General features: G+C 66.1%; 18 protein-coding genes and 2 pseudogenes. 6 read left to right on the forward strand and 14 right to left on the reverse strand.

The window, feature by feature from the left end:
* Positions 1 to 18 precede the first annotated feature (18 nt).
* The 6 genes and pseudogenes from LRA89_RS16390 to LRA89_RS16415 all read right to left on the reverse strand — a co-directional run bounded on the left by LRA89_RS16390 (position 19) and on the right by LRA89_RS16415 (position 8,226).
* Positions 19 to 1,272: a DUF3526 domain-containing protein gene (locus LRA89_RS16390; RefSeq protein WP_230771957.1), complete on the reverse strand. Its 1,254-nt coding sequence runs from the start codon at positions 1,270 to 1,272 to the stop codon at positions 19 to 21.
* The gene (locus LRA89_RS16395) at positions 1,272 to 2,708 is read right to left on the reverse strand and encodes an ABC transporter permease (protein WP_230771959.1); all 1,437 of its coding nucleotides are present in this window, start codon (positions 2,706 to 2,708) and stop codon (positions 1,272 to 1,274) included. The genes LRA89_RS16390 and LRA89_RS16395 overlap by 1 nt, the downstream gene beginning before the upstream one ends.
* Positions 2,705 to 3,451, reverse strand: a complete 747-nt coding sequence (locus LRA89_RS16400; RefSeq protein ID WP_230771961.1) for an ABC transporter ATP-binding protein — start codon at positions 3,449 to 3,451, stop codon at positions 2,705 to 2,707. The genes LRA89_RS16395 and LRA89_RS16400 overlap by 4 nt, the downstream gene beginning before the upstream one ends.
* Positions 3,452 to 3,783: 332 nt before the next feature.
* A pseudogene (locus tag LRA89_RS16405) lies at positions 3,784 to 4,407 on the reverse strand (Tn3 family transposase); the annotation flags it as partial.
* Positions 4,408 to 4,462: 55 nt separating this feature from the next.
* Entirely contained in the window at positions 4,463 to 5,596 is a 1,134-nt protein-coding gene (locus LRA89_RS16410; protein WP_230771963.1) for a hypothetical protein, read from the reverse strand.
* Positions 5,593 to 8,226 (reverse strand): TonB-dependent receptor, encoded by a 2,634-nt coding sequence (locus LRA89_RS16415; RefSeq protein WP_230771965.1) that lies wholly within the window; start codon positions 8,224 to 8,226, stop codon positions 5,593 to 5,595. Before LRA89_RS16415 ends, LRA89_RS16410 begins: the two co-directional genes overlap by 4 nt.
* 485 nt (positions 8,227 to 8,711) lie before the next feature.
* Between LRA89_RS16415 and LRA89_RS16420 the strand changes: the two genes are divergently transcribed.
* Positions 8,712 to 9,578, forward strand: coding sequence for an ROK family protein (locus LRA89_RS16420; protein ID WP_443024996.1), 867 nt, complete (start codon positions 8,712 to 8,714; stop codon positions 9,576 to 9,578).
* On the opposite strand, the pseudogene LRA89_RS16425 reads toward LRA89_RS16420, so the two are convergent.
* Positions 9,517 to 9,873 (reverse strand): annotated as a pseudogene (locus tag LRA89_RS16425) (IS3 family transposase); the annotation flags it as partial. The gene LRA89_RS16420 and the pseudogene LRA89_RS16425 sit on opposite strands and share 62 nt — an antisense overlap.
* Positions 9,874 to 9,998: 125 nt before the next feature.
* Here LRA89_RS16425 and LRA89_RS16430 point away from each other — a divergent pair.
* The 4 genes from LRA89_RS16430 (at position 9,999) to LRA89_RS16445 (ending at position 17,051) form a co-directional block, all read left to right on the forward strand.
* Complete coding sequence (locus tag LRA89_RS16430) at positions 9,999 to 11,267, forward strand: MFS transporter (RefSeq protein WP_230771970.1); 1,269 nt, start codon at positions 9,999 to 10,001, stop codon at positions 11,265 to 11,267.
* A 38-nt stretch (positions 11,268 to 11,305) separates the two neighbouring features.
* The gene (locus LRA89_RS16435) at positions 11,306 to 12,355 is read left to right on the forward strand and encodes a LacI family DNA-binding transcriptional regulator (RefSeq protein ID WP_057687652.1); all 1,050 of its coding nucleotides are present in this window, start codon (positions 11,306 to 11,308) and stop codon (positions 12,353 to 12,355) included.
* Positions 12,356 to 12,548: 193 nt separating this feature from the next.
* Positions 12,549 to 15,032: a TonB-dependent siderophore receptor gene (locus LRA89_RS16440; RefSeq protein ID WP_230771972.1), complete on the forward strand. Its 2,484-nt coding sequence runs from the start codon at positions 12,549 to 12,551 to the stop codon at positions 15,030 to 15,032.
* An 18-nt stretch (positions 15,033 to 15,050) separates the two neighbouring features.
* Entirely contained in the window at positions 15,051 to 17,051 is a 2,001-nt protein-coding gene (locus tag LRA89_RS16445; RefSeq protein ID WP_230771974.1) for a glycoside hydrolase family 97 protein, read from the forward strand.
* 256 nt (positions 17,052 to 17,307) lie between these two features.
* Here LRA89_RS16445 and LRA89_RS16450 read toward each other — a convergent pair whose 3' ends face one another.
* Both LRA89_RS16450 and LRA89_RS16455 read right to left on the reverse strand, forming a co-directional pair.
* A complete protein-coding gene (locus tag LRA89_RS16450) occupies positions 17,308 to 18,150 on the reverse strand; it encodes an SUMF1/EgtB/PvdO family nonheme iron enzyme (protein ID WP_230771977.1) in 843 nt (280 codons plus the stop codon).
* A complete protein-coding gene (locus LRA89_RS16455; RefSeq protein WP_230771979.1) occupies positions 18,147 to 19,931 on the reverse strand; it encodes an arylsulfatase in 1,785 nt (594 codons plus the stop codon). The genes LRA89_RS16450 and LRA89_RS16455 overlap by 4 nt, the downstream gene beginning before the upstream one ends.
* Before the next feature lie 175 nt (positions 19,932 to 20,106).
* Here LRA89_RS16455 and LRA89_RS16460 point away from each other — a divergent pair, with 175 nt between their 5' ends.
* Complete coding sequence (locus tag LRA89_RS16460) at positions 20,107 to 22,494, forward strand: TonB-dependent receptor (RefSeq protein WP_230771981.1); 2,388 nt, start codon at positions 20,107 to 20,109, stop codon at positions 22,492 to 22,494.
* 62 nt (positions 22,495 to 22,556) lie between these two features.
* Here the strand turns inward: LRA89_RS16460 and LRA89_RS16465 are convergent, their stop codons facing one another.
* The 5 genes from LRA89_RS16465 to LRA89_RS16485 form a co-directional block, all read right to left on the reverse strand.
* Positions 22,557 to 23,162 carry a response regulator transcription factor gene (locus tag LRA89_RS16465; protein WP_055760716.1) on the reverse strand — a complete coding sequence of 202 codons (606 nt, stop codon included), beginning with the start codon at positions 23,160 to 23,162 and terminating at the stop codon, positions 22,557 to 22,559.
* The gene (locus LRA89_RS16470) at positions 23,159 to 24,265 is read right to left on the reverse strand and encodes a sensor histidine kinase (protein ID WP_230771984.1); all 1,107 of its coding nucleotides are present in this window, start codon (positions 24,263 to 24,265) and stop codon (positions 23,159 to 23,161) included. Before LRA89_RS16470 ends, LRA89_RS16465 begins: the two co-directional genes overlap by 4 nt.
* On the reverse strand, positions 24,262 to 25,014 hold the full coding sequence (locus tag LRA89_RS16475; protein ID WP_055760713.1) for an ABC transporter permease: 753 nt from the start codon (positions 25,012 to 25,014) through the stop codon (positions 24,262 to 24,264). The genes LRA89_RS16470 and LRA89_RS16475 overlap by 4 nt, the downstream gene beginning before the upstream one ends.
* A complete protein-coding gene (locus tag LRA89_RS16480) occupies positions 25,011 to 25,919 on the reverse strand; it encodes an ABC transporter ATP-binding protein (protein WP_230771985.1) in 909 nt (302 codons plus the stop codon). Before LRA89_RS16480 ends, LRA89_RS16475 begins: the two co-directional genes overlap by 4 nt.
* A 324-nt stretch (positions 25,920 to 26,243) precedes the next feature.
* Positions 26,244 to 26,654, reverse strand: coding sequence for a hypothetical protein (locus LRA89_RS16485; RefSeq protein ID WP_230771987.1), 411 nt, complete (start codon positions 26,652 to 26,654; stop codon positions 26,244 to 26,246).

The following is a 26,654-nucleotide window of genomic DNA, read 5'->3' on the forward strand; positions in this document are numbered from 1 at the left end:
TGGACGTCCACTTCTGAATCAAATTGCACCATTGTAAGTAGGCGCCTGAGAGAAGTCCGATTTTGTAAAAGGTCGATCACGAAACATGTAGCCGTAGTAGAAAAGACGTAGCCGACGGTGAAAAGCGCGGATGCGGTCTTGATAGGCGAACTGGGCGGCGAGATCGGTCCGGGCGAGCCGCGTCAGCAGTGCCTGCGCGCCGACGGATGGCAGGACCCAACCGAGCGCGTTCGCGGTCGCCGCACGCTGTTCGAGCCCGTTGCGGTAGGCCTCCACCCGCAGTGCCACGCTTTCGTCGCCATTCTGATGAAAGGCGAAATACCATTTATAGTGGAAGCCGGTCGGCAGCGGAGGCGAACCGGCCCATGCCGGGTTGCTGGCATAGAAGCGGCGCATGGTTTCCTCACGCGGGATTTCCCAGGCGTGGTGGACATTCTCGCGCTGGGCCAGCGCGATGCTTGCCCCTTCGTCAACCGGGATGGCGCGGTTGATGACGACATTGGCAAGCGTCGGGAGGATCAGCACAAGGACCAGCCAAAGCCCGGCCAAGGTCGCGGCGTTGGCGGTCGAACCATGGCCGAGCCGCGCGATCAGCCCCGCGAGCCCGATCCAGAAAAGCAGATACGCCGCCGCCAACGCGACGATCAGCAGCAGCGCGCCGTTAGCGACGCCCGACAGGAGCGCGCCGACGACGAACGGTACGACGAGCGTCAGCAACAGCAGCGCGAAGCGGATCAGCCCGCGCCGCAGCCACAGCCGCCGCGCGCCCGGCATCGCATCGAGCATTCGCGCGCGCCCGGCCTCGCGCTCGCCCGATTTCAGGTCGTGGAACAGTGCGATGACGAAAAGGGGGGCCAGGAACACCAGTACGAATGCGAAATCGAACCGTCCCGGCAGCGCCAGTTCGGGGTTAAAGGTATCGCCATCATAGATCTGCGCCTCCAGCCCCAGCGCCCGGATCCGCAGGATATAGGGGGCGACGTCCCGCATGCCGATCGCTGCAAAGGCGAGCGGGGCAGGCGAGTCCCAGGTCGGGTGGAAGCTGTAATACGCCGCGCTGCCCGCGTCCTTTTCGCGATCGACATAGGCGACGACGGCACCGCCATCCTCGGCCTGCGCGGTGGCGATCGCGTCGATCGCGGCACGCTGTCGCGCCATTTCGGCCATCCCTGCGGCGACGGCGGCGGTGCTGAGCACGGCCAGCAGGACCAGTGCAATGGCAGCCATGCGTGAGCGTAGCAGGAGCCGGGTTTCGTGCATCCAGATCGACATCACTTCGCTCCCAGACGGCGGGTGGCGAGCGCGAGGGCAGCGATACCAATCGCCAGCCAGCCAAGGATGATCGCCAGCCCGGGCAGGCTTGCCTGCACCAACGTCGCGGCATCGGGTTGGACGAACGTGAATTCGGGCATGCGTCGCCAGTTGTTCGCACCGATCCGCTTACGCCTGTCGGCGCCGGCGTCCTTGGCGGTATCGTCGGCATAGCTGACCGCATTCGCCTGTAGCTGGTTCAGCCGCTGGACGAGGGCGTAGCGATAGGCCTCGGCCTGTTCGAGGAAGCGGCGATGGCCGGCGAAGTCGGTGCCGGCGGCGGCCATCGACGCCTGTCGCAACGCGATGGTCGGGCTGAGCAGGCCCACGCCGGTGACAAGCGTGTTCTGCGACACCTGCGTCGCGAAGCTCTGCCCGGCATAAAGGTCGAACAATTTGCTGGTCATCGCTTCGCCCTCGAGCGCGAGCAGACCCTTGTAGTTCACCGGCAAATCCTCGATGCGGGTCACGCCATAGCGTTTGAGGACATCGGCCTTGAACCGGGCGAAATGCGGATCGTCGGGATTATGGCTGTCGCCCATATGGCGCAGGTCGCGGGCAATGGCGACATCGGTCTGCAACCGGTTGGCCAGCGGATAGGCCTCGCTCGCCACATCGGGTGCGACACGCGGCAGCAGCACGACGCTCACCGCCCAGATCGCCAGCAGCGCGAGCAGCGCGTCGCGGCGGCGGCGGACCAGCATCGACACCAGCGTGATCGCGACCACCCACAGCGCGAGATAGGCCGCATAGGCGAGTGCAATCACCGCCATCGGGCCGGCGAGGGCACCGGGCTGTCCGGAGATCAGGACGAACCCGATCATCGCCGGCAAACCGACCAGTATCGCCACCAGCCCCAGCGCGGCGAGCTTGCCCAGCACGATCGCCCGGGCCGATGCCCCCTGCAGCATCAGTGGCCGCAGCGTACCGCGTTCGGTCTCACGCGCGACCGCGCCATAGCCGAGGAAGATCAGCAGCAGCGGTGCCACCGCCTGCAATACGAAGGCCGGGGTCAACTGGCCGAAGCGGACCAGCAGCGAACTTTGCCGGACGTCGCCGAAATTACTGGTGTTCTGCCGATGCCCTTCGAGGAACATCGTATTGCCGGTGAAGGCATCGACGCCGGGATCGAACGCGGCGAGCGGCCCCAGCGGGCGGAAGATGAAATGGCCATAATGGACCACGCGGTGCGGGTGGCGGTCGGGCTGCGCCTCGAATGCGTGGTTCGCCTCCGCCTGGTGCCGGGCACGGCTGTCGGCGATGCCCCGTTGATGGGTCCAGGAGGTGACGACCGCGACCAGCGTCAGGAGCAGTAGCAGCACGACGGCAGTGACGGCGACCCGGTTGCGCCGCATCAGCCGCAGTTCGTCGCGCGCGATGAGCGAAATCGCGCTCATGCCAGTGCCGCGCCTGCGAACCGGTCGTGCAGCGCGCGCACGTCGAACCGGGCATCGCCTTCGGCCGCGACCTCCTCGATGATGCGACCGCGTTCGAGGAAGCCGATGCGGTCGGCGACGTCGGCGGCGCTGAGCAGGTCGTGCGTCACCATCAGCACTGCGGTGCCGCGCGCCCGGACGGCGTGGAGCAGCGCGTTGAAATCGGCGGTCGCGCGCGGATCGAGGCCGGAGGTCGGTTCGTCGAGCAACAGCACCGGCACTTCGCGCAGCAGCGCGACGGCGATCGCAACCTTTTGCCGCATCCCCTTGGAAAAGCCGCCGAGCCGCTGATCGAATGCCCGGTCCTGCAACCCTGCCGCGCTCAGCGCATCGGTGATGTCGCTTCGCGACCGCGGCGTGCCCGACAGTGCGAGGAGATAATCGGCATTCTCGACCGCGCTCAGATGTTCGTACAGCGCGACGTTCTCGGGCAGATAGGCGATGTGCCGCCGCGCGGCATCGGGATCGGCCGCCGGATCGATTCCGCCGACGCGGACGCTGCCGCCATCGGTGCGCACGAAGCCGAGCAGCGCCGACAGCGTCGTCGACTTGCCCGCGCCATTGCCCCCAAGCAGGGCATAGATCTCACCGGCGGCGACCGACAGCGACATGCCGTCGAGGACGCAATGCGTGCCATAGGCGAGTGTGGCGCCATCGATCGCAATTTCGGCTGAACGGGCGGGGGACGGGGGCGTATGCTGCATGATCGGTCCAGTGCCCCCGAACGGACCGAAGCGTCAATAGCGATGATGTATCATAACATTAACAGGCGTTGTCCTGTCGGCTTCCAATAGAATGTAACATCATATCGTTGATCGGGGGATCTTCATGTTGACCTATTCGCGCCGAATGGCACCAGCGCGGATGCTTGTGCCGTTGCTGGCGACCGTGAACGCTACGGCAACGGGGCGTCACATAGAAGCGGCACAGATATACGGTAGCGACGATCATGCCGGCAGTCGGGTGGTCTGACGCAGAGGGCGCAGCTTACCGTCTGACGCGCCGGGCCCGGCCCAGAGATAGTCACCGGTCAGGTCGATGCGCTGGTGCCGTCGGTGCGGATCGAGGTCGCGAGCCGGATTGTGTCGTTCCAGTAGTCGGCGATCAGCGCCTCATCGATCGGCTGCGCTGCGAGCGGGACGATGTCCGGTCCAGGCCGCATGTCGGCGAACAGGTGCAGGCGTCGGGCGGCGATATTGGGAATGCGCGGCGCGACGCGGAAGGCGAGCAGGTGACAAAGCGCGAAGACATGATCGGAGACGCCGCCCCCATCGGTATGGTGGCGTTCGATCGCGAGATCGGCACCGTGAAGGAGCAGGCCGTCGAGCACATGCGCCGCCTCGCTGGCCCCGGCAGAGATGACCCTGGAATGGAACGGCGCATCGCGGTCGGAGACGTGCGTGTAGAAGGAAACGGCCGGTTCGCTGCCCTTGTGCGGGCTGATCGCGCCGGTCGCTTGCGACCGCGCCGTCGTTAGATGGGTGAAACAGCCGGTGAGACCGGTCCAGCGACCCACGTCAGCGAGCAGATCGGTGATCCGGATCGATGGCAGATGCGCGTAGAGCGGGGCGAGCACGCCTTCCGCTTCGTCGGGCGTGATCGGCCACGGAGGCAAGGTGCGCAAACGACCGTTCGCGAACTGCATGTCCTCCAGCGCATCGCGGCAAGCAAAGGGGCAGAAATCACCTGTTTGCCAACATGGCCCGTCAACCGGACTACGCTGGATTGATCGGTTCGTCCTGATAGACGGAAGGCCCCGGTGGCGTGACCGCAGCAGGTGAGGTCAACTCCCCTGTGTCGGTGTCGTACCGGAAGGTTTCGGTTATAGCGCCGGTTGCAACGGTGATGACGCCACGCGATCGATCGTCCTCAACCCCGATATGTGTAACAGGGTGTCCGGGACACCGGATCGTCGCACCCGACTGAAAGCCGGTGCTGCCATCGGGCTGGATCAGACATGGTTTCTCTCCTGCCCGACCAAGTTCCAGCCAGCCTTCGGTCGTGATCCGGTGGGTATAGATTCCACGGTCATTGGGACCGACCGTCGTGAAAGGCTCGCCACGCCCGAAACGGCGCTCCCTGCCGGGAATATCCTTCACTCCCACCTGATTGTGGGTCAGCAGACCGTCGGCACCGATATAATAATGCCCGATCTGCGTCCCCCTATTGCCTGGCCAGCGCAGGTGCATGTGCATGTGCGGCGGGGCGTCGGTATGGCCGTGGGGGGCGTTGGTATCGAACCCCATGATCTGGATACGCCCCAGATGCTCACGTTCGACCTGTTCGCCCAACCCCAGTTCGCGAATAACTTCGCGTTGCGCGAACTCCAGGACATTGGCGGCCCGGCGTTGCACGTCGGGGAACGGTCCCGTTGCATAGAAACCGGCACGTCGCACCGGATCGGCATGTTCGAAGCGCAGGACCATGCCCGGTTCGACGATATGCGTCGCCACTTCGGCCGCGGTGACGGCATCTGCAGCGACCGGCGGCACCTGCACGACGAGGCGTCCCGCATCGTACCGGAACGGCAGGTCGCCGCCCTCCAGAATGACCCGACGAACAGCCTTGCCCGGCCCCTGGAAGGCGAGTTCCAGCGACCGCCGACGCGGCACGCTCAGCGCGATCACCGTCTCGCGCGCATTCTCCGCATTGAACAACGGCACGGTGGCAGCCGTGCAGGACGGGCACGATGCCGGATCGAACCGAGCGACTGGCATGTCCGCCGCGCCAAGCTTCACGAATTTCAGAACGATCCGCACGGTATCGGCCGGCCGCGCGCCATCGGCCAGCGCCGGTGGGGCGGGCATGCACATGCCCGCCAGCGCGAGGATGCGGGAAAACTGCCTCACCAGTTCGGCTTCCACGACAGACCCAGCCAGAACGTCCGGCCCACGGGGAAGAAGTAGTTCAGATAGTCGCGACCCGTACCCTGGCGGACGACGAATGGTTCCTTGGTCAGATTCTGTACCTGCCCGACCAGTTCCACGCTTTCGCGCACGGCCAGGCGCGCCTGCACGTCGACCTGCTGGCGCGGTTCCTGGTAGAGATCGCGCGTCGGCGTGTCGCCGTCGGCCGATTGCAGCGCGCGGCCGATGCGGTTGTACGAGGCGCGGAGTTCGACCGGCCCGGTCGCATAGAACAGCGTCATATTGGCAATGTAGTCCGGCTGCTGGATCAGCCCGCTCGTCTTGCGGGTCACAGGCAGCCCCGATGCAATCCCCGCGGCGCTGACCGGCTGCCGGTACGATCCGTCGAGGAGCGTAAAGTTCGCATTGAAGCCCAAGCCCGGCAGCGCAGCGATACGATCCATCGTATAGCCGACCTCAAGTCCCTTCACCGCCGCCCCGGCGGCATTGCGCGGCGTGCTGACGAAAACGCTTTGATACGTCACGCCCTGGAAGGTGGTGACCGGACCCTGCTGGCTGCTCGTGAAGATCTCGTTCCTGATGTCCTTCACGAAACCGGCGACCGACAGCATCCCAGCGCCCATGTACCATTCGTAGGACAGGTCGTAATTCCACGCCTCGCGCGGTTTCAGATCGGGATTGCCGGTGTTGATCGTCAGCGTCCCGTCCGTGCCGATTCCGAACGAGGTGCGGGCGGCATATTGGCTATAGTCGGGTCGGCCGATCGTCTTCGATACGCCCGCCCGCACCCGCATTCCGTCGCCGAGTTGGTACGTCGCCAGCGCGGAGGGAAGCCAATAGGCATAGTCGGTCGTCCGACGGACCGGCTCGTACGCGGTCGAACCCCGTGTCGTGGGCGCCTGGTTCGTGTCGATGACCAGCGTCGTCGCATCGTAGCGGACACCCGCCTGCACATCGAAGCGATCGGCGCGGAACAGCCCCTGCGCATAGACCGCCTTCGTCGTCTCCAGATCGCGAAAATCGTCGGCCGCGTTGTTGGCAATCTGGTTGGTGGTGGTGAACGCGCTGCGACTGGTCTCGAAACGCTGCCATGCCGCCTGCCGATCGATCAGGAGATAACGAACGGCCGGCGTCAGATAGGCGGTCGGGTTCTTGTCGTAGAGGATGCCGCGCAGCGTTCCGGCGGTTACTTGCCCCGCGACAGTGGCGGGGACATATTCGGTGTAGCGCTGGTCGTAGGACAGGTCGGTCCGCGTGACCGCCGCACCCACGTTCGCCCCGAAACCCCGATCGTCGGCGGTCGCGTTGATGCCAAGGTTGACCTTGCCGAAATCGACGGTGGAATCGAGATTCCGGTTGATGCTGCGATAATAGAGCGCGCGGTAGCTGTCGGGATTGTTGGCAGCCGCGGTGTCGTTGAGCGTGAGCCTCGGACGACCGTCTGCGATAGTGTAGCCATAGCCGAACGCCGGCAGGAACCCCGCCGACGCCGTACCGGGGCGCGGATTGGTGTCATATTTGATCATCTCGCGTAGTTCGCGATACTCCGCCTTCGAGCGCGCCAGCGTGGTGTCGAGCACGATGCCGTCGCCGAAATCATGGCGCCCCTTGGCATCGATCAGCCAGGTATCGCGCGTGACCGGCTGATAGGTCAGCCCCTGCTGAAGATCGCCCTGCGCGAACGCGCCGCTCGTCGCGGTGACCGCCGTCGGCACGCCGGTCGGCAGCGTCAGGATCTCGTACCGCGTCTCGGTATCCTTGTCGTGATAATAGCCGCCGAACAGCGAAACCTCCGTCGCATCGTCGGGATGCCATTCCAGCTTCAGATTGCCGCTCACCCGGGTTCGCATGTTCTCGAAGAAATAATCCTGGTTGCGCACCGGCACGAGGAATCCGGTCGACCGATTGGAGAACGGCGTTCGCGCACCCGCCGCGGTAAAGTACGACCAGCCCGCACCATTGCTGTCGCCCGGCAGTTCGGCGCGCGCGCTGGACGGCAACCGCTGATATTCCACCGATGCGACGATTCCGAACGTATGATCGGCGCCGAAGCGCATCGCGCCGGTCGCATCCGCGCGGACCGATGCTCCGCCCTTGCGGATGAGCTTGCCGGCGGTGTCGTTGTAGCCGCCATTGGCGTTCATGACGAAGAAGCGGTCGCCGCGTCCGTCGAAGGCGCTTTTGGATACGATGTTGATCTGGCCGCCCAGCGCGTGCGGATCATATTGCGCGGTGACGCTCTTGATCGCCTCGATCCGCGACACGAGCGACGACGGCAGCATGTCGAGCCGCGCGCCGCGAAACACCCAGTCGGGCGAGGCCAGCGGGATTCCGTCGATCGTCACCAGATTATATCTGGGATCGAGCCCGCGGATCGTGGCACGCTGATAAATGTCGCGGTTTTTGGTCGGATCGGCACCGCCGACCACGGATACACCCGTGATCCGCCGGCTGGCCTCGACGATGTTGAGGTCGGGCAACCGCCCCACATCATCCTGCGAAACGGCATCGAGGATGACGGCGGAGTCGCGCTTCGCCCTAGTCGCTGAACGCTGTGAGGCGCGAAAGCCGGTGACGACGATCTCCTGACCCTCTTCGGAGCCTTCTGCCACAGTCTGCTCTGCAACCGCAGCAGATGCTTGCGACTGCGCCAGCGCGGCTGTGCTTGTCAGCATCGTGCCGGCCAGCAGGCCGTGAACCCAACGGATTTGGCAACGCATCTCGAATCAGTCCCCCATTATCTCCCGCCTTTATATATCGTGTTGTATGATATTAATTTGACAGTGGGTCGCTACTGGTGGATTTTCACCGCAGTCGGTAGCCATGGCGCATGATGAAGGGGCGTTTGATCAAAGCCGCAGGCGTTTCTGTGCGCGCACGCACGGTGCTCGCCGCGATCAGGCGGCACGGTAGCGTTTCGCGATCGGTGCTGATCCGTGAAACCGGCCTATCCGGGACCGCGATCTTTCGTGCGACCGAGGAATTGGAGGTGGCCGGCCTGGTCCGCGCCGGGGCAACCGTTGCGGAAGGCCGGGGGCAACCCAGCAATATCATCCATATCGTACCGGATGCGGCCTTTGCGCTTGGATTGTCGGTGATGACCGATCGCGCCGACGTCGCCCTGCTCGACCTGGCCGGATGCGTACGGGCGCGCGCCGAGATCACGATGCCGGGCATGCCGCGTGGCGACCTGTTGGACGCGGCCGCGTCGTTCGGGACCGGGGCGTTGTCGTCCCTGGGTATCGAACCGGACAGGCTGAATGGCCTCGGCATTGCCGTCGCGGGCTTTTTTGTCGCGCCCGACATGGTGAACCCGGCCGAAGAGCTGGAAGACTGGGCGCTGGTCGATCTGCGCGCGGACGCATCGCGTCGGCTGACGATGCCTGTCGTCGTCGAGAACATCGCTAGCGCCGCGGCATTGGGTGAACGCCTGCTTGGCGTCGGCTCGCGCTATGCGAGTTCGTGCTACGTCAACGTCGCTTCAGGGTTCGGCGCGGGGATCATCGTCGATGGGGTGCTGATGCGGGGTCGACACGGCAATGCGGGGGAGATCGCGGGTCTCTTTCCGATGGCGGGACGGGCTACCCCCAATCTCGCGACGCTGCGCGCCTGCCTCGCCGATCACGGCGTATCGACCACCGGGATCGCCGATATGGTCGCGCGGTTCGATCCGGCATGGCCCGGTGTCGAAGCCTGGCTGGCCGAGCACCAGCCAAGCTTCTCCTATCTGTTCGGCGTGCTTCGCCGCACCCTGGACTGCGAGGCGCTGATCCTGGGGGGCCGTTTGCCGCGCGTGCTGGCGCGCCGGATCGTCGACGCAGCGGAATGGCCGGAAACGACGCTGACCGACCGGCGTGCGACACGCGCGCCGATGACGTTGCTCGATGTCGCTAGCCTGGAACCCGATCTCGCCGGACCGTTGGGCGCGGCGTCGCTGGTCTTCCATCGGACGCTGTTCGATTGACAGCATAGGCGAAGGCCAGACCCATGGCCGACATCAGCCGTTCCACGGTGCATTTGGCGACCGCCACGCCTTCGCGCCGCAACTGATGCCAGACCCTGCGCGTGCCATAGATACCAAAGCTGGCATCATGGACGCGCTTAATCTGCGCCCGTATTTCGTCGCTGGTCCTGCTCGTCGGCTCGCCTCCTCAAAGGCACCAGCGGCGCAGTGTCTCGGTCGTGCCGCCGACCTTTCCGGCGATGGAGGTTATCGCCGCCCACCCGGACCGATAATCCCCTCGATGCTCATCAACCATCCGCACCGCGCGGTCGCGGAACTCATGCGAAAACCCGGGACGCTTCAAACCGCCATTGCGTAACCGCTCGCGGCTGCCGATGGTCCAGAACGAATGGATCATATCGGGGAGGGGGGCCAAAGGGTATGCGTCCACGGACGATCAATATCAGCATCGGCTATCTGGGGTTGCAGATCGCGTTCGGCATCCAGAGCGCAAGCCTCAGTCGGATTTTTCAGGGGCTGGGGGCACCGGTCGAGCAACTGGCGCTGCTGTGGCTCGCCGGGCCAGTGACCGGGTTGCTGATCCAGCCAGTCGTCGGCGCGCTCAGCGACAGGTACGGCACGCGGTTCGGGCGGCGGCGGCCGTATATCTTCGGGTCCGCGCTGATCGTGATGGCTGCGCTGGTGACATTGCCGCTCGCCGCGTCGCTGGCGGTGGCGGTGGCGTCGATCTGGCTGCTGGAAGCGGCGATGAACGCGCTGCACGCGCCGTATCGCGCGCTGGTCGCCGATACGTTGCCGGTGGCGGACCATGCGCGTGGCTATGCGATGCAGACGGTGTTCATCGGGCTGGGCGCGCTGGCGGGTGCCTGTGCGCCGATGCTGCTGGCACAGGCGGGGCTGTCGAACGCCGCGCTGCCGGGACAGACGCCGCCGTCGATCCGCTTCGCGTTCGTCGCGGCGGCGGCGGCGGTGGCCCTGTCGGTCGGATGGACGCTGGCGACGGTGCGCGAACCCCGGCGTGCGGACGCCACGCCCCCGGTATCCGCGCCAAAGGCGAAGCGGTTTGCGGCGGTTGCGCGGCTGTGGCGCGTGTTGCGACCGGTGGCCGCGATCCAGTTCGCCTGCTGGTTCGGCCTCTATCTGCTCTGGGTTTATGCCACGCCGGTCATCGCCGCCAACGTCTATGGTGCGACGTCACCGTTCGATGCGGCCTATGCCCGCGGCGCGGACTTCGTCGGGGTATTGTTCGGCACCTATAACGGGGTCGCGGGCATCTTCGCGTTCGTGTTGCCGACCTTGTTCCGCCGGTTCGGGGTGCGGCGCGTCCATGCGGCGGCGCTGGGGGCGGGGGCGGTCGGCCTCGCCGCGCTTGCATCCTGTACCGGCCCGATAGCGCTGATGGGCTGTGCGGGGCTGATCGGGGTTGCCTATGCCTCGATGCTCAGCGCGCCGTTCGTGCTGGCCGGGCGGGTCGTGACCAGCGCCACGGCGGGCATGTTCATCGGGGCGATGAACATCTTCATCGTCGTGCCGCAACTGGTCGCCGGGCTGACGATGGGATGGATCATAGCGCATCCGTTGCAGGGATCGGTGGTGCCCGTCCTCCCGCTCGGCGGACTGGCGATGCTGGCCGGCGCGTGGCTCAGCCTGCGCCTGCCGGCGGTGGACGAACCCACACGGACCGCGTAACGCAACTTAATGCAAAACGAACGAGGAACCATGACGCGATGACCCGGATGAAGCGAAGCGGACCCACGCTGCGCGACATCGCGGAGGCGGCCGACGTGTCGATCGCCACCGTGTCGCGGGTGCTGACCGGACACAGCGCGATCAGCGACGATACGCGCGAGCGCATCCTGCGCGCCACCGATCGTCTCGGCTATGTCCATGTTCCGCAGCGCCGCCGCCAGTCCGTGCCGATGCTGGCCGATCAGCTATGCCTCGTCGTGCCGGTGTCGCTGGCGCATGGCAGCCAGTTGGCCAACCCGTTCGAACTGGCGTTGATCGGTGGAATCGGCACGGCGGTGCGCGAGCGGCGGCGCGACATATCGATCGTGTGGCAGACGCCGCATGACGACGCGACGCTCGCCGCGTTCCTCGACGACAGCGGGTATGCGGGCACGATCTTCCTCGGCCAGTCGCAGTTTCACGATACGCTGAACCGGGTCGGCGCGGCCGGGGCGCCGCTGGTCGCATGGGGCGTGGAGGTTGCCGGACAGCAATATTGTTCGATCGGCAGCGACAACCGTGCCGGTGGTTTTCAGGCGACGCAGCATCTGTTGCGCAGCGGACGGCGGCGGATCGCCTTCGTGGGGGCGGCACCGCCGATCGCGGCGGCGCGCACGCCGTTCTCGCAGATCGCGATCCGGCAGGAGGGGTATCGTGCCGCACTGGCGGCGCATGACGTCCCGTTCGATCCGCTGTTGGTCCAGACGCCCGCCGCCGGTCGCTTCGACGGGGGCGAGGCGGTCGATGACCTGCTGGAGCGCGGCATCGCGTTCGACGCGATCGTCGCCGCGTCCGATGTGGTGGCGCTCGGGGCGATCCGGGCGCTTCACCGGCGGGGCATGTCCGTCCCGGGCGACGTCGCGGTGATCGGCTATGACGATATCGACGCGGCGGCGCTGGCGATACCGGGACTGACGACGATCCGTCAGGACGTCATCAAGGCGGGCAGCCTGCTGGTGTCGAAATTGCTACGGATCATCGACGGGCATCGCGTCCGGTCCGAACGTCTGCCGACCGATCTCGTGATTCGCGAATCCTGTGCCGGTTGACGCGACGGTTCAATGCAAATTCTGTGGGTAGATACGTTTCATCCAATTGATATAACTCGTATTATTTACCGAAATCCTTGTTGCTCCATGTAAATTGCAATCGTTTGCAGTTTATATTTGCATTCCTTTGCGCAAGCTCGCATCTGTTGCTCATCAAACGACCGCGCAGGCGCGGCGTCCATGGAGGGGATATATGATGCGTGCCTATCGCCTTGTGCTGCTCGGTTCGATCGCCGCGACGTTGCCATTGGCTCCGGCAGCGGCGCAGACCGTGCCCGCCGAACCGGCCACCGCCGAACAGGAAGCGCCCGCCGCCGAGGGCAGCGACCTCGGCCTCGACGAGATCATCGTCACCGGCACCCGCACCGGCGTGCGAAAGTTCGAAACCTCCTATGCGATCACCACGGTGGATTCGCTGGCGATCGCGCAGAAGGCGCCGCTGGGCATCGCCGACCTGATCGCCTCGACGCCGGGCATCTATGTCGAAAGCTCGGGCGGCGAGGTCGGCAACAACGTCTATTCGCGCGGGCTGCCGGCGGACAACTACCGCTATCTCCCGCTGCTCGAGGACGGCCTGCCAGTGTGGGAAGAGGGGGCGGGCGCCTTCACCAACGCCGACGAATTCTTCCGTGTCGACGCGACGGTGGACTCGCTCCAGATCGTGCGCGGCGGATCGGCCTCGATCACCGCGTCGAATGCGCCGGGCGGTGTCGTCAACGTCCTGACCAAGCGTCCGACCAGCACGCTGCAAGGGCTGGTCAAGGCCGAGGTCGGCGACTGGGATCATTACCGCGTCGATGCCAATGTGTCCGGCCCGCTGACCGACCGGCTGTCGTTTTCGGTCGGCGGCTTCTACCGCGAGGACAACGGCCTGCGGAATCCCGGCTTTACCGGCAACCAGGGCGGGCAGCTTCGTGTCGGGTTGAACTACGATTTCGCCGACAGCGGATCGCTGTTCGTCAGCTATCGCAAGCTCGACGACAAGAACATCTTCTACACCGCCATCCCGCTCGCCAGTGCCGACAAGGGGCTGCCGGGGCTGGACGCGGGCACCGGCACGCTGGTCAACACCGATTTCGCGCGGATCACCGTGCCCGACGGCAACGGCGTGTTCGGCAAGCGCGTCGATCTGACGCAGGGTATCCATACCGATACCGACACCTTCACCGCGATCCTGAACAAGCCGCTGGGTGACGGGTGGGAGATCAACAACCGCGCGCGCTATACCAAGGGCTTCGTCGACTTCAACGGCCTGTTCAGTTCGGGTATCGCGACGTCGCAGCAGTTCCTGAGCGACGGCTTCAACCGCATCCTTGCCGCCCGGCCCGACACCGTGCGAGCGGTGTACCGCGACGCGCGAACCGGGCAGACGGTGGCCGCCTCGGCGCTCGGTAACCAGCTTACGCTGACGCAGAGCATCTTCAACACGGTTGTCGATGTCGAGAACGTCGTCAACGACCTGAGCGTCACCAAGAAGCTCGACACCGGCATTGGCCGCCACACGCTGACCGGCGGCTATTACTTCAGCCATTTCGAACAGACGCAGAACTGGAACTGGAACGACATCGTCGTGGAGGCGATCAACCGGCCACGCTATTTCGACATCGTCGGGCTGAACGCCGCGGGGCAGCAGACGGTGGCGCTGACGCAGGGCGGGTTGCTTAACCTGCACAGCAATCTGCAACGCTTCGACGACGACGTCACGATCAACGCCTTCTACCTGACCGATGCGTGGCAGGTGACGCCGAAGCTGCGCATCGATCTCGGCGCGCGCTATCACCATGTCGCCAAGGAAGGAACGATCGCGCAGACGGCGCGCCGCAACCTGGGCGACGCATCGACGCTGGCCGACGACAATGTGCTGGTATTCACCGCCGGGACCACCCCCTATCGCTTCAAGACCGGGCAATGGGCGTTCTCGGTCGGCGGCAATTATGAATTCAGCCCGCGCGTCGCCGCCTTCGCGCGCTATAGCCGCAGCTTCCGCGTGACCCCCGAATTCGTTCAGTGGTTCGGTGGCATTCCGGTCGAGAACCGCATCGACCTGGTCGAAGGCGGCTTCAAATATTCGACGCGGCCTTTCTCGGCGTTCGTCACGCTGTTCTACAACAAGTTTCCCAACGTCGCCTTCCAGACGATCGTCGCCGGTCCCAACGGGCAGGCGCAGACCGTCAACCAGAATGCGGCGGCGGAATCGAAGGGCGTCGAGGTGGAACTGTCGCTGCGACCGGTCGACTTCTTCGACATTTCGGCGAGCGGCAACTACCAGAAGATCAACTATACCAGCTTCGCCGGGCAGGGCGCGACCGGCGCGTTCGACTTCAGCGGCAACCAGATCGTGCGACAGCCGCAAGTGCAATTCTCGATCCGGCCGACGCTGCGCTTGCTGGAAGATCGGGTGAGCGTGTTCGGCGAAGCGGCCTATACCGGCAAACGCTATGTCGACGTCGCCAATACCATCGTGTTGCCGAGCTACACCGAGGTGCGCGCCGGTGCGAACTGGAAGATCAGCGACGCGCTGCAGGCGCAGGTGGTCGCCACCAACCTGTTCAACGAAGTCGGGCTGACCGAGGGCAATCCGCGCGCCGGATCGATCATCGGGGTACAGGAAACCGCGTTTCAGGGCCGCCCGATCTTCGGCCGCCGCGTCCGTGCCAGCCTGACCTACAGCTTCTGAAACGAAAGGGCGGCGACCATGGTCCGCACGATGATTTCGCTCGCCGCCCTGCTGGTCGCCACCCCGGCACTGGCGCAGGCATGGCAGACGGTGCGCTCCCCCGATGGGCGCATCGCCGTCGATCTGGCGGTCGATCGTGGCGAGGCGGTGTACCGCGCGCGTTATGACGGCAGGCCGATCCTAGATCGGTCGCGCATGGGGTTCCGGTTCCGGGATGCCGGACCGGGCGATGCCGGGCTGGTGCTGGTCGACAGCCGCCGCACCTCGCAGGACCGTGCATGGACCCAGCCATGGGGCGAACGGCGTGCGATGCGCGAGCGGTATCAGGGACTGGCGGCGACGGTGGCGGCTGCGGACGGGCGGCAACTCGGTGTCGAGATCCGCGTGTTCGACGATGGCTTCGGCTTTCGTTATACCTTGCCGGGCACCCGCGATCAGGCGCTGGTCGTCAGCGACGAGCGTACCGAATTCCACTTCGCCCGGAATTACCGGGCATGGTCGATCCCCGCCTATCGCGAGAAGTTCAGCGAATATGAGTACAGCCGCTCGGCGCTGTCCGCGATCCAGACAGCGCAAACGCCGCTGACGCTGGAGGGCGATGGCGTCGCGATGGCGGTGCATGAAGCGGCACTGGTCGACTTCCCCTCGATGAACCTGCGGATGCCCGAGGAGAACAGCCGCACGCTGAAGGCCGACCTGTCACCATGGTCGAACGGCGATCTGGCGCGCACGCATGGCGGGGCGGTGACGCCGTGGCGGGTGGTGATGGTGGCCCCCGACGCGGCGCGACTGGCGGACTCGACGATCGTCCTGAACCTCAACGAGCCCAACCGGATCGGCGACGTGTCGTGGGTGCGGCCCGAAAAATACATCGGCATCTTCTGGGCGATGCACACCGGGCTGCTGACGTGGGAGCCGGGGCCCAAGCTCGGTGCCACGACCGGGCGGGCAAAGGCCTATATCGACTGGGCGGCGGCGCACGGCATCAAGGGCGTGCTGGTCGAGGGATGGAACGTCGGATGGGACGTGCCCGAATGGTGGAAGAACGGCCGGTCGAAATTCACGTTCGACCAGGCGCAGCCCGCTTTCGACATGGCGGCGGTATCGGCCTATGCGAAGGCGAAGGGCGTCGACCTGATCGGCCATCACGAAACCGGCGGGCAGGTGCGCGACTATCTGCGCCAGCTCGAACCGGCGCTCGATTATTATGATCGCCATGGCGTGCGCTCGATCAAGCTGGGATATGTCGGGACCCGGCACGACGAAACCGAATGGCCCGACGGGCAATATGCGGTCGAAAATCTGCAAACGGTGGTCGAGGCGGCGGCACGGCACCGCATCGCGGTGTTCCCGCACGAACCAGTCAAGGATACCGGGCTGCGCCGCACCTGGCCCAATCTGATGAGCCGCGAGGGCGCGCGCGGACAGGAATATAATGGCGGCAGTCCCGATGGCGGCAATGCGCCCGATCACACCACGATCCTGCCGTTCACCCGGCTGTTGTCGGGGCCGCTCGACTATACGCCGGGGGTCTTCGCCTTCGATTACCGCGCGACGCGGCCCGACAACCGCGTCGCCTCGACGCTGGCCAACCAGCTCGCGCTCTATGTCGTGCTCTACAGCCCGGTGCAGATGGCGGTCGACCTGCCCGAGCATTACGACCGCAACCTGCCGGCGTTCCAGTTCATTCGCGACGTGCCGACCGACTGGGAAACGAGCCGCACGCTGCAAGGAAAGATCGGCGAATATGCCGTCGTCGCGCGGCAGGACCGGGCCGGACCCGATTGGTATCTGGGCGCGATCACCAACGACGATGCGCGTACGGTGGCCGTGCCGCTCGACTTCCTCGAAGCGGGTCGCCGATACGAGGCGACGATCTACGCCGATGGTCCGGGTGCCGACTGGCGCAGCGCGCCGGAGCGCGTGGCAATCACACGGCGGATCGTGACATCGACCGATCAACTGTCGATCCTGCTGGCGGCGGGTGGCGGGCAGGCAGTCCGGTTCCGACGGTTATAGGAAAAGGCGGTCGGATCCTCTGGTTTGTCGACGAATTCCTCGTCCATGATCGGGGAGGGTGGGATCCGATCCCGGTTCAGCACCTACTCCATGGCATTTCACGTAACCTTTGGTCGCCCGGCGCCTGCAACCTTGCTGCAGCCACGGACGGCCAATAGCGGTCGATCAAGATTACCTTCCGGAGCGTCAAAGTCGACGTGGGCTGCCTCCAATATCCAGTGGCGCCTTGAGCGCCCGCAAGTGGGTCCCCAGGAGATCACCGTAGGCGATAAGCGACGCGGAACCCGATGTGTGAGGTCGGAAAATCCTGCTCCTGCGCTTGAAACGCGGCGGGGCGGAAGTTCGCGCAGTAGTTGGTCGCGCACAGGAAGCTGCCGCCTTTGACCAGCCCGACCGGACTGTCTCCCGCGACCCATTCCCATACATTGCCGACCATGTCGTACAGCCCGAAGCTATTGGCGGGAAAGCGTGCGACGGGGGCGATGCCGGCATAGCCATCGGCGGCGGTGTCGATCATTGGGAAGACGCCTTCCCATACATTCGCCTGGGCCTTGCCATGGTCGAACGCCCACGCAATCGCGTCGCGCGCGGTCGTCTGGCGACCGCGGGCGGCGCGCTCCCATTGCTCGACGCTCGGCAGAAACCCTCCGGCCCATGCGGCATAGGCGGCGGCATCGGCACGGTCGACATGGACGACGGGTGCCTGCCAGTTGTCGTGGAGGGAACTACCCGGTCCCTGCGGATGGCGCCAGTCCGCCCCCTTCACGAACCGCCACCATCGCGTGGCATCGTCGAGCGGCACCGGTTCGGTCGGCGCGACGAAGATCGCCGATGCACCATCGCGTTCGGCGCGGGTGCGGTAGCCGGTGGCGGCGACGAAGGTGGCGAACTGGCGGTTGGTCACCTCATGCGCGTCGATGCGGAAGGCGGTGACGGGAATCTCCTTGCCGGGCCGGCCTGCGCCGTCCTCGCCGAACAGCACCGTGCCGGCGGGGATCGTGACGCAACGGTCGGCGGCGTCGCAGCGGAGGGCAGGGCGGTGCGCGCCGGTCGAGACAAGCCCGGCTACAGCGAGGAGCAGCGCGGTCGTCCGCTTCATGGCCTGGCACCGCCGGCGGTCGGCGCTGCCGCGACGGGAACCGGCACGACACCCTTGTCGCTGGCATAGGCGTCATAGGCAGTGACCAGTTCGGCGAGCCGCGCGGGTTCAGCCGCGGCGAGGTCGCGGGTTTCGCCCGGATCGCGGGCGATGTCGAACAATTGCCAGCGGCCGGTGCTGACGCCCTTGCGGGTATAGCGGTTGGTCCCAGCGGGGAGGTAGACCGCCTTCCAGTCGCCCTTGCGCAGGGCGCGACGGTAGAAAAGTTCGTAGCCCACGGCTTCGTCTGCGGTGCGGATCGCAGGCGCGGTAGCGGCGAGGACGGGGCGCAGGCTATGCCCCTGATGCGCGACGATCGGGCGACCGGCATAGGTCTTGGGCTGGGTCAGCCCGGCATAATCGAGCAGGGTCGGCGCAATGTCGCGCACATCGAGATTGGCGGTGGCGATGCGTCCGCCGCCGGCCACGCCCTTGCCGGCCGCAAAAGCGCTGACGCGGATGCCGCCCTCGGTCGGATAGCCTTTCACCAGCCACGACGGGGTTGAATTGGCCTGCGCCCAGCCCGGGCCATAGCCGACATAGCTGGTCGCTTTCCCGATATTCGCCAGACTGTTGTCGATGCCGAGCGACGGGTCGGCGGGCGCCGGCGCGTCGGGATCGACCGGCGGGGCCTTCGGATCGGCGATCCTGAAGCGGGGGGAGGGATGTTCGATCACATTGCCCTCCGGCCCGTTGTCGGAAAGGAACAGGATGATCGTGTCGTCATAGCGGCCCTGCGCCTTCAGCGCGGCGATGACCCGCCCGACATTCTCGTCGAGCCGGTCGACCATCGCCGCATAGACCTCCATCTTGCGCGCCTCGATCGCGCGTTCTTCCGCCGATAGCGATGTCCATGGGCGAACCTGTTCGGTCGCGTGGGCGACGGCGTCGGCGGGGACGAGACCCAGTTGTTTCTGCCGCGCAAGCCGGGCGTCGCGCAGTGCTTCGTAGCCCGTGTCATAGCGTCCCTTGTACTTGGCGATCGTATCGGCAGGTGCCTGGAGTGGCCAGTGCGGGGCGCTGAAGGGGAGATAGGCGAAGAACGGACGGTCGTCGCCCGCGCGCTTGGCCTGATCGAGATAGCCGATCAGCCGGTCGGCAAAATAATCGGTCGAATAGCGGCCGGCGGGGAGGGCGGCGGGCTTGCCGTCGTCACGGTAGCTGGGATCGAGCCCGGCCTTCTGCCACGCGGCATTCTGATCCGCGCCGAAGTGGTTCGACAGGCCCTGTAGCAGCGCGAAACTGTGTTCGAAGCCGCGCGCGGCCGGTTCGCGGTCGGGTGTGAGGCCGAGATGCCATTTCCCCGTCATCAGCGTGGCATAGCCACCGGCGCGCAGCAGTTCGGCAATCGAGGCAACGCGGTCGTTGAGATACCCCTCGTAGCCCGGATGGCCGCGAGTGGCGTCGCTCAGCAATTCGGCCATGGTGCCGAGGCCCGCCTGGTGATTGTCGACGCCGCTCATCAGCATCGAGCGCGTCGGGGAGCAGGTGGGAGCGGTGTGGAAGCCGGTGAAGCGCACGCCCGAGAGCGCCAGCGCATCGAGGTTCGGCGTCGCGATCTCGCCGCCGAACGCACCAATATCGGACCAGCCAAGATCGTCGGCGACAATGACCAGAAAATTGGGGGCGTTCTTGGGAGCAACCGCCTGCGTGGGCGGGACCGGCGGGGTTTCGGGGGCGGCGGCGGGGAGCGCGAACAGCAGCGCCGGGAAAGCAGCGGCGATCAGGGGCTTGGCCGGCATGGGTTCTCCAGAGGTGGCGAAGGTTACTCGCACGGCATAGCCAACATGCAGAACCCAACAATAAAGAATATCTATCAATTCAATGGGAATTAGTGCGTTCGTTTCGATGACGTCCCTAACCTAGCGAGGCGAAGTCCGGCGGGTGCCGCCGCCATTCGTGACCGAAGGACCATCGATGCCGATTTCGCCCGCCCGCGCCTGCCGCCTGTTCCTGCTCGCCGGGGCCACCCTGCTCGCCATGCCCGCCTTTGCCGCCGATCCGGTGCCGACGGCCGACGAAGTTGACACCGAGGCCCCCACGGAAGCGGCAACCGACGAGGACATCGTCGTCACTGCGCGCCGCCGCGCCGAACGCAGCCAGGACGTGCCGATCGCGATCAATGCGTTCGGCGCGGCACAGATCGAGGCCACGCGGACCTACAACCTGCGCGACCTGCAACAACTGACGCCCAGCCTGGTCGTCACCAACACCAACCCGCGCAACACCAGCATCAACATCCGTGGCCTCGGCAACAACGTCGCGGTCTATAACGACGGGCTGGAGCCGGCGGTCGGCGTGTATGTCGACGGCGTCTATCTGGCGCGGCCGGGACAGAGCGTCTTCGACCTTGCCGATCTCGAACGGATCGAGGTGCTGCGCGGGCCGCAAGGAACGCTGTTCGGCAAGAATACCTCGGCCGGTGCGGTGGTGGTCACGACCAAGGCTCCGACGTTCGAACCGGAAGCCGGCGGCGACGTGTCGCTCGGCAATGTCGGTTTCCGCCAACTCCACGCCTATCTTTCGGGGCCGATCACCGACAGCCTCGCCGCACGCCTGTTCGTGTCGAAGACTGATCGCGACGGCTTTACCCGCAACCGGTTCGACGGGCGGTTGGGACAGGATTTCCATGACCTGAACCTGCGCGGGCAGTTGCTGTACAAGCCGACCGATGCACTGACGCTGCGGCTGATCGGCGATTGGGGGCGGCAGCATTCGTTCACCGCCGGCAGCATCCTGCTGGGTGCGATCCGCAGCTATGACAACGGCACCAACTTCGCGAACAATTATTACGACCGCGCGGCGCGATTGGGCTACATCCCGGTCCCGGCCGATCCCGGGCTGCGCACCACCGATGTCGATGCCAACCCGCGCTATGCGATGAACCAGCACGGCATCAACCTGACCGCCGACCTCGATCTCGGCGCGGCGACGCTGACCTCGGTCACCGCCTATCGCGCGTGGAACTGGTATCCGCATAATGACGGCGACGGCACCAGCATCGATGCCGGTGCGGATTTCCACCAGAGCAACGAACAGCGGCAGCTCAGCCAAGAACTGCGCATCGCATCGAACGGGGACCGCACGGTCGATTATGTCGCTGGTCTCTACTATCTTCACCAGTCGATCCGCGCCGAGGCGGTGAACCGCTACGGCACCCGCGCCGCCGACTGGTTCCTGCCGCCGACGACCAATGCCGCGGTCGGCGCGGCGGCGCTGAACGAGTACAACGTCGTCAGCCAGTCGCGCCCGGTCACCGACAGCTATGCCGCCTTCGCGCAGACGATCTGGCATATCGTGCCCGGCGTCGATCTGACCACCGGCCTGCGCTATACCTATGAGACCAAGACCGGCTATTTCGATCAGGTTGCGACCGGGCGGTCGCTGGCCGCGCTGAGTGCGGCACAGCAGACGACGGCGCAGACGATCCGCTCGCGCTACGGCATCGCCAATCGCTACGAAGCCGAGACCAAGGCCGGGCGGCTGTCGGGACAGGCGACGCTGTCGTGGAAGATCGCCGAACCGGTATTGGGCTATGTCACCTATGCGCGTGGCAACAAGTTCGGCGGGCTGAACCTCGCCAACATCACCACTACCGGGCAGTTCGCGGCCAATCCGGTGATCGCGCCCGAGACGATCGACAGCTACGAAGCAGGCATCAAGGCGACGTGGTTCGGCGGGCGGCTGACCGCCAATGCCGCCGCGTTCTGGACCGATGTGCGCGATTACCAGACGACGATCATCGACATCGAACGCAACGGCGTCAGCTTCTTCACCAATGCGGCGAAGGTTCGCACACGCGGGTTCGAAGCCGATGTACGCGCGACCCCGACGCGGTGGCTGACACTCTATGGGTCGGGAACCTATGACGACGCGCGCTATATCTCCTATGCCAATGCGCCCTGCCCGATCGAGATCACCGGCCGGACGCTGTGCGACCTGTCGGGGCAACGATTGCCGGGCGTATCGGAATGGGCGGCATCGGCGGGCGGCGAGGTCCGCGCGCCGATCGCGAACATGGCCGGGCGGAGTGGCGAGGTCTATCTTGGAGGCGATTACAGCTATCGATCAAGCACCAACACAACCGCCAGCCTCAGCCGCTATTCGGTGATTCCGGCTTATGACCTGCTGAACTTGCGCTTCGGGTTCCGGACCGAGGACGGGTTGTTCGACATCCAGCTCTGGGGTCGGAACGTAACCGACGAGACCTATTTTCTCTCGCGCGCCGCCGCCAATACCGGGGCGATCACGGGCACGCTGGGTGATCCGCGAACTTATGGACTTACATTGCGCACGCGGCTGTAACCGAAACGCACGCCGACGCGATCCTGAACGAATGACCGGTAGTCGGAACGTCCACAATCGGGTCAAAGCCATCCATTGGAGCGAGCGATGCGGCCCGCTTCGATGCGGTTGGCAGCACCGAGTTTGGCGGCAGCTTCGGAGAGGTAGTTGCGCACCGTGCCCGGCGACAGCGACAGGCGCAGGCCGATCTCGCGGTTGGGCAGGCCTTCCTCGGCAAGCCGGAGCGCGTCGCGTTCGCGGTCGGTGAGGGGGTCGGGGCCTGCCTCCCACGCTTCGGCGGCAAGGTCGGCGGCGATCGCCCGGCCGCCGCCATGGACGGTGCGGATCGCGGTGGCGAGGCGTTCGACCGGCGTGTCCTTCAGCAGATAGCCGCGCACCCCCGCCGCCCGCGCGCGGGCAAGATAGCCGGGCCGGGCAAAGGTCGTGACGATGACGACGCGGGTGGCGAGGCTTTCGGCCGACATCTGCGCGGCGACGTCGATGCCGCTGCGCCCCGGCATCTCGATATCGGTCAGCAGGATGTCGGGTGCCAGGTCGCGGACCAGCGCCAGCGCGGTATCGCCGTCCAGCGCGCGGCCGACGATCGTCATGTCGCCTTCGAACGCCAGCAGCGACGCGATAGCCCCCAGCACCAGCGCCTGATCCTCGGCGATGACGATCCGGATCATGCCGCCCCCACCGGAACCCGGGCGGCGACGCACGTGCCCGGTCCGACCCAGGCGACCTCCAGCGTACCCCCGGCGGCGGCAAGACGCTGGCGCATCCCCGTCAGGCCATGTCCCTCGCGGAACGCACCGCCGCGGCCGTCATCGACGATCCGGATGCCGGCAATGGTGTCGTCGGTGGTCAGGTCAATGCGGCACGCACCCGCCCCGGCATGGCGGATGACGTTCGTCACCGCCTCGCGCACCGTCATGGCCAGCACCGCGCCGGCGTTGGGTGGAATGGCGTGGGGGTCGCCGGTCACAGTCGCAACGATCCCGGCGGCCTTCAGCGCGTCGCGCGACAGGTCGAGCTCATGGCCGAGGCTGCCCCCGGCGGTCCCCGACAGCGCGGCGCGAACATCGGACAGGCCGGTGCGGGCAATATCGGCCACCGCCCGCATCTCCGCCTGCGCCGCAGCGACGTCGGGCGTCACCAGCTTCGCCGCCAGGTCGGCACGCAGCGCGATCAGGGTCAGCGTGCGGCCGATCACATCGTGCAGGTCGCGCGCCATGCGTTCGCGCTCCGCCGTGCCCGCCAGACGGCGCACCTCCTCCTGCGAGGCGAGCAGCGCCTGCGTCCGTTTGTAGAACGCCTCGCGCGAAAAGGTGCCGAACCCGGTCATCATCGACAACAGCACGCCCGGCAACCACCACAGGGTCATCTGCCCCAGTGCGATACCGACGCCGCTGGTCAGGATCGCGATGGTCAGAATCGCGACGATCGCGCGGCGCGGCGGTTGCAGATAGCCGACCATCGCCGCCGCATAGATCGGGAACACCGTCCAGCTCCCGCCGAACGGGGCGAGGACGAGGCCGATCGCCACGATGATCGCGGCGGCGATCGTCCGCGCCCGCTGGCCGGCGCTGTAGCCCAGCAGATAGACCGGCAGGAACAGCGCGATGCCGGCGATCGACAGGATCAACCCGGTATCGCCCGGCGGCTTCCAGAACCACGGCATCGCGTAGAAGGGCAGATAGGCGAGCCACGGCAACGGCCCCTCGATCCAGCTTCTGCGCGACGTAACCACCATCGACCGACCGTCGCGTGGCGAAGGGGGCGGCGTCAAGCCGGGTTCCGCCGCCAACCGGTCCATGCCCAGAGCGCGGCGGCGATCGTCATCGCCACGGCAATCGCGGCGTGCAGCACCGGGCTGCCGATCGTGTCGGCCCCGACGATGCCGCGCGCCAACTGGCCGAGGTGGTAGGAGGGCGCGGCCTCGCCGATCGCGCGCATCCAGCCCGGCAGCATCGTCGATGGGATCCACAGCCCGCCGACCACCGCCGACCCGAGAAACAGCGCGTTGGCGATGGCGACGGCACCCTTGCCGCTCATCCGCATCCCGATGCCGAGGCCGATCAACCCGAACGGCAGGGTGGAGGCGAAGTGCAGCAGCGCCAGCGCCAGCCACTGCCCCGGCGACAGCCGCACGCCCGCAACGATCGCCGCGCAATAGATCAGCGCGACGGCGGCGCCGACCGCCGCGACCGCCGCGACCAGCTTGGCGACGACGAACGCCCCGGCGGGCAGCGGCGACACCCGTTTCAGCTCGATCAGCCCCTGTTCGCGCTCCATCGCGACGCCGGCGCCGAACCCGAACAGCGCCGGGCCGATCGCCGCGAACACGCCGTACCCCGCAAGGCTGGCGGCGGCGGCAGCGGGGGAAGGCGCGGCACCGATCGCGAGCGTGAACAGGGCATAGAAGGCCGCTGGCGTCAGGATGGTCGGCAACAGGAATTGCGGCAACCGCCACGATCGCTTGAGTTCGGCGACGGCTTCGCGGCGCCAGATGCCGGCGGGAAGGGTGGCGGCGGTCATGCGGCGTTCCTCGGGTTCGAAGCGAGCAGGGTGGCGATGGCGTCTTCGAGCGCTGCATCGGCGATGCGCAATTGCGACAGGGCGGGATCGGCGGCGCACAGCGCGCGCACCGTCGCCACCGCATCGGCGGTGACGACATACCGGTCGCCGCCGTCGTCGCGCGCCTCGCGGACGCCGGGCAGTGCCTGCAACAGCGCGGGCGACAATGTGATGCGACAACGGATCACCGATCCCCCGGCACGGGCGCGCAGATTCGCCGGGCTGTCGTCGGCGACGATCCGGCCATGGTCCATCACCAGCACGCGATCGGCCAGCGCGTCGGCCTCTTCCAGATCATGGCTGGTCAGCAGGACGGCGGCCCCGTCGTCGGCGGCGCTGCGTACCGTCGTCCATAGCGCCTGACGCGACGCCCGGTCCATCGCCGCGGTCGGTTCGTCGAGCACCAGCAACGCCGGACGCCCACAGATCGCCAGCGCATATTGCACGCGCCGCGCCTGCCCGCCCGACAGGGCACCGCACCGCCGCTGCGCCAGATCGGCCAGCCCGGCGATCGCCAGCGTCTCGGCGACCGGACGGGCATCGGCGTAATAGCCCGATTGCAGCGTCACCACCTCGGCCACGCTCAGTACGTCGGGCAGGCCGGATGCCTGCAACATCACCCCCATCCGCATCCGTGCCGCCGGGCGGGCCGGATCGAGCCCGAACAGCCGCGCCGTGCCGGCGTCGGGTTGCAGCCGGCCGGTCAGCAGGCCGACGGTCGTGGTCTTGCCCGCGCCGTTCGGCCCCAGCAGCGCCGTGACCTCGCCCGCGCGGATGGCCAACGAGAACCGGTCGAGGACGGCGGTGGACCCCAGATTCTTGGACACGTCGGCCAGTGTCGCGATGGCGGAAAGATCGTCATGCACCGTTGCGGCTCCCTGTGGTCATGGCGCCACGATGCGCGTTGCGGCGGCGCGGGTGCAGTGCCGGCTGTCATGCGAATGGGGTGACATTTGTCATGGTAGCGCGAAGGATGAACGAATGGCCGAAGCTGACGAGCTGGAATGAGCTTCGAACGACTGGATCTGGGTCAATGGCATTCGATCCCGGGGATTTGACACTTTGTCGCGATCGCAATTTGCTATCATTGGCTAGTTACAACAGATATGTTCGCTGTTCGGACAATTTTGCCATGGCGCGCGCAACTTCACTGTCAGCACCAAGTATCGGTTCTGACCGCCTTTCACCAGCTAGTTTGTCGGCAACAGCGCGGCGCCGACTTTGCTGGCGGCACCCGCGAGTTGCATTGCCATTTCGTCACTCACCAGGCTGGTGGCGATCCGAATCAATCGCGGATCCCCCTCCTGTGCCGCACCGAACAGCGTCAGGATGCGCGCCTCGTCGTCGCTGACGTTCGAATAGCGGACGGCAGCAAACCGCATCGTGCCGTAACCATATCGGTCAATAAGGGTCATCGAACACAGGAAGGGCAACAGCGCGGCACCGACGCGGCGGACGGTGAAGCCGCTGCGCAGCATCGCCTGCGGACAGCGTGCGTTGCGGACGGCGAAGACCCATGTCCGGGCGGCGGACAGGACGAAAATGTCATCATCGGCCATGTCACGGACGTGCTGATCGAGATAGTCGTATAACGACACCAT

It is taken from the genome of Sphingomonas sp. Leaf4 (genome assembly GCF_920939515.1).
GTDB lineage: Bacteria > Pseudomonadota > Alphaproteobacteria > Sphingomonadales > Sphingomonadaceae > Sphingomonas.

Coding starts and splice junctions, on each gene's coding strand:
- LRA89_RS16390 (WP_230771957.1), bottom strand. CDS start 1,272: ATGTCGATCTGGATGCACGAAACCCGGCTCCTGCTACGCTCACGCATG.
- LRA89_RS16395 (WP_230771959.1), bottom strand. CDS start 2,708: ATGAGCGCGATTTCGCTCATCGCGCGCGACGAACTGCGGCTGATGCGG.
- LRA89_RS16400 (WP_230771961.1), bottom strand. CDS start 3,451: ATGCAGCATACGCCCCCGTCCCCCGCCCGTTCAGCCGAAATTGCGATC.
- LRA89_RS16420 (WP_443024996.1), top strand. CDS start 8,712: ATGACCGATCGCGCCGACGTCGCCCTGCTCGACCTGGCCGGATGCGTA.
- LRA89_RS16430 (WP_230771970.1), top strand. CDS start 9,999: ATGCGTCCACGGACGATCAATATCAGCATCGGCTATCTGGGGTTGCAG.
- LRA89_RS16435 (WP_057687652.1), top strand. CDS start 11,306: ATGACCCGGATGAAGCGAAGCGGACCCACGCTGCGCGACATCGCGGAG.
- LRA89_RS16440 (WP_230771972.1), top strand. CDS start 12,549: ATGATGCGTGCCTATCGCCTTGTGCTGCTCGGTTCGATCGCCGCGACG.
- LRA89_RS16445 (WP_230771974.1), top strand. CDS start 15,051: ATGGTCCGCACGATGATTTCGCTCGCCGCCCTGCTGGTCGCCACCCCG.
- LRA89_RS16450 (WP_230771977.1), bottom strand. CDS start 18,150: ATGAAGCGGACGACCGCGCTGCTCCTCGCTGTAGCCGGGCTTGTCTCG.
- LRA89_RS16455 (WP_230771979.1), bottom strand. CDS start 19,931: ATGCCGGCCAAGCCCCTGATCGCCGCTGCTTTCCCGGCGCTGCTGTTC.
- LRA89_RS16460 (WP_230771981.1), top strand. CDS start 20,107: ATGCCGATTTCGCCCGCCCGCGCCTGCCGCCTGTTCCTGCTCGCCGGG.
- LRA89_RS16465 (WP_055760716.1), bottom strand. CDS start 23,162: ATGATCCGGATCGTCATCGCCGAGGATCAGGCGCTGGTGCTGGGGGCT.
- LRA89_RS16475 (WP_055760713.1), bottom strand. CDS start 25,014: ATGACCGCCGCCACCCTTCCCGCCGGCATCTGGCGCCGCGAAGCCGTC.
- LRA89_RS16485 (WP_230771987.1), bottom strand. CDS start 26,654: ATGGTGTCGTTATACGACTATCTCGATCAGCACGTCCGTGACATGGCC.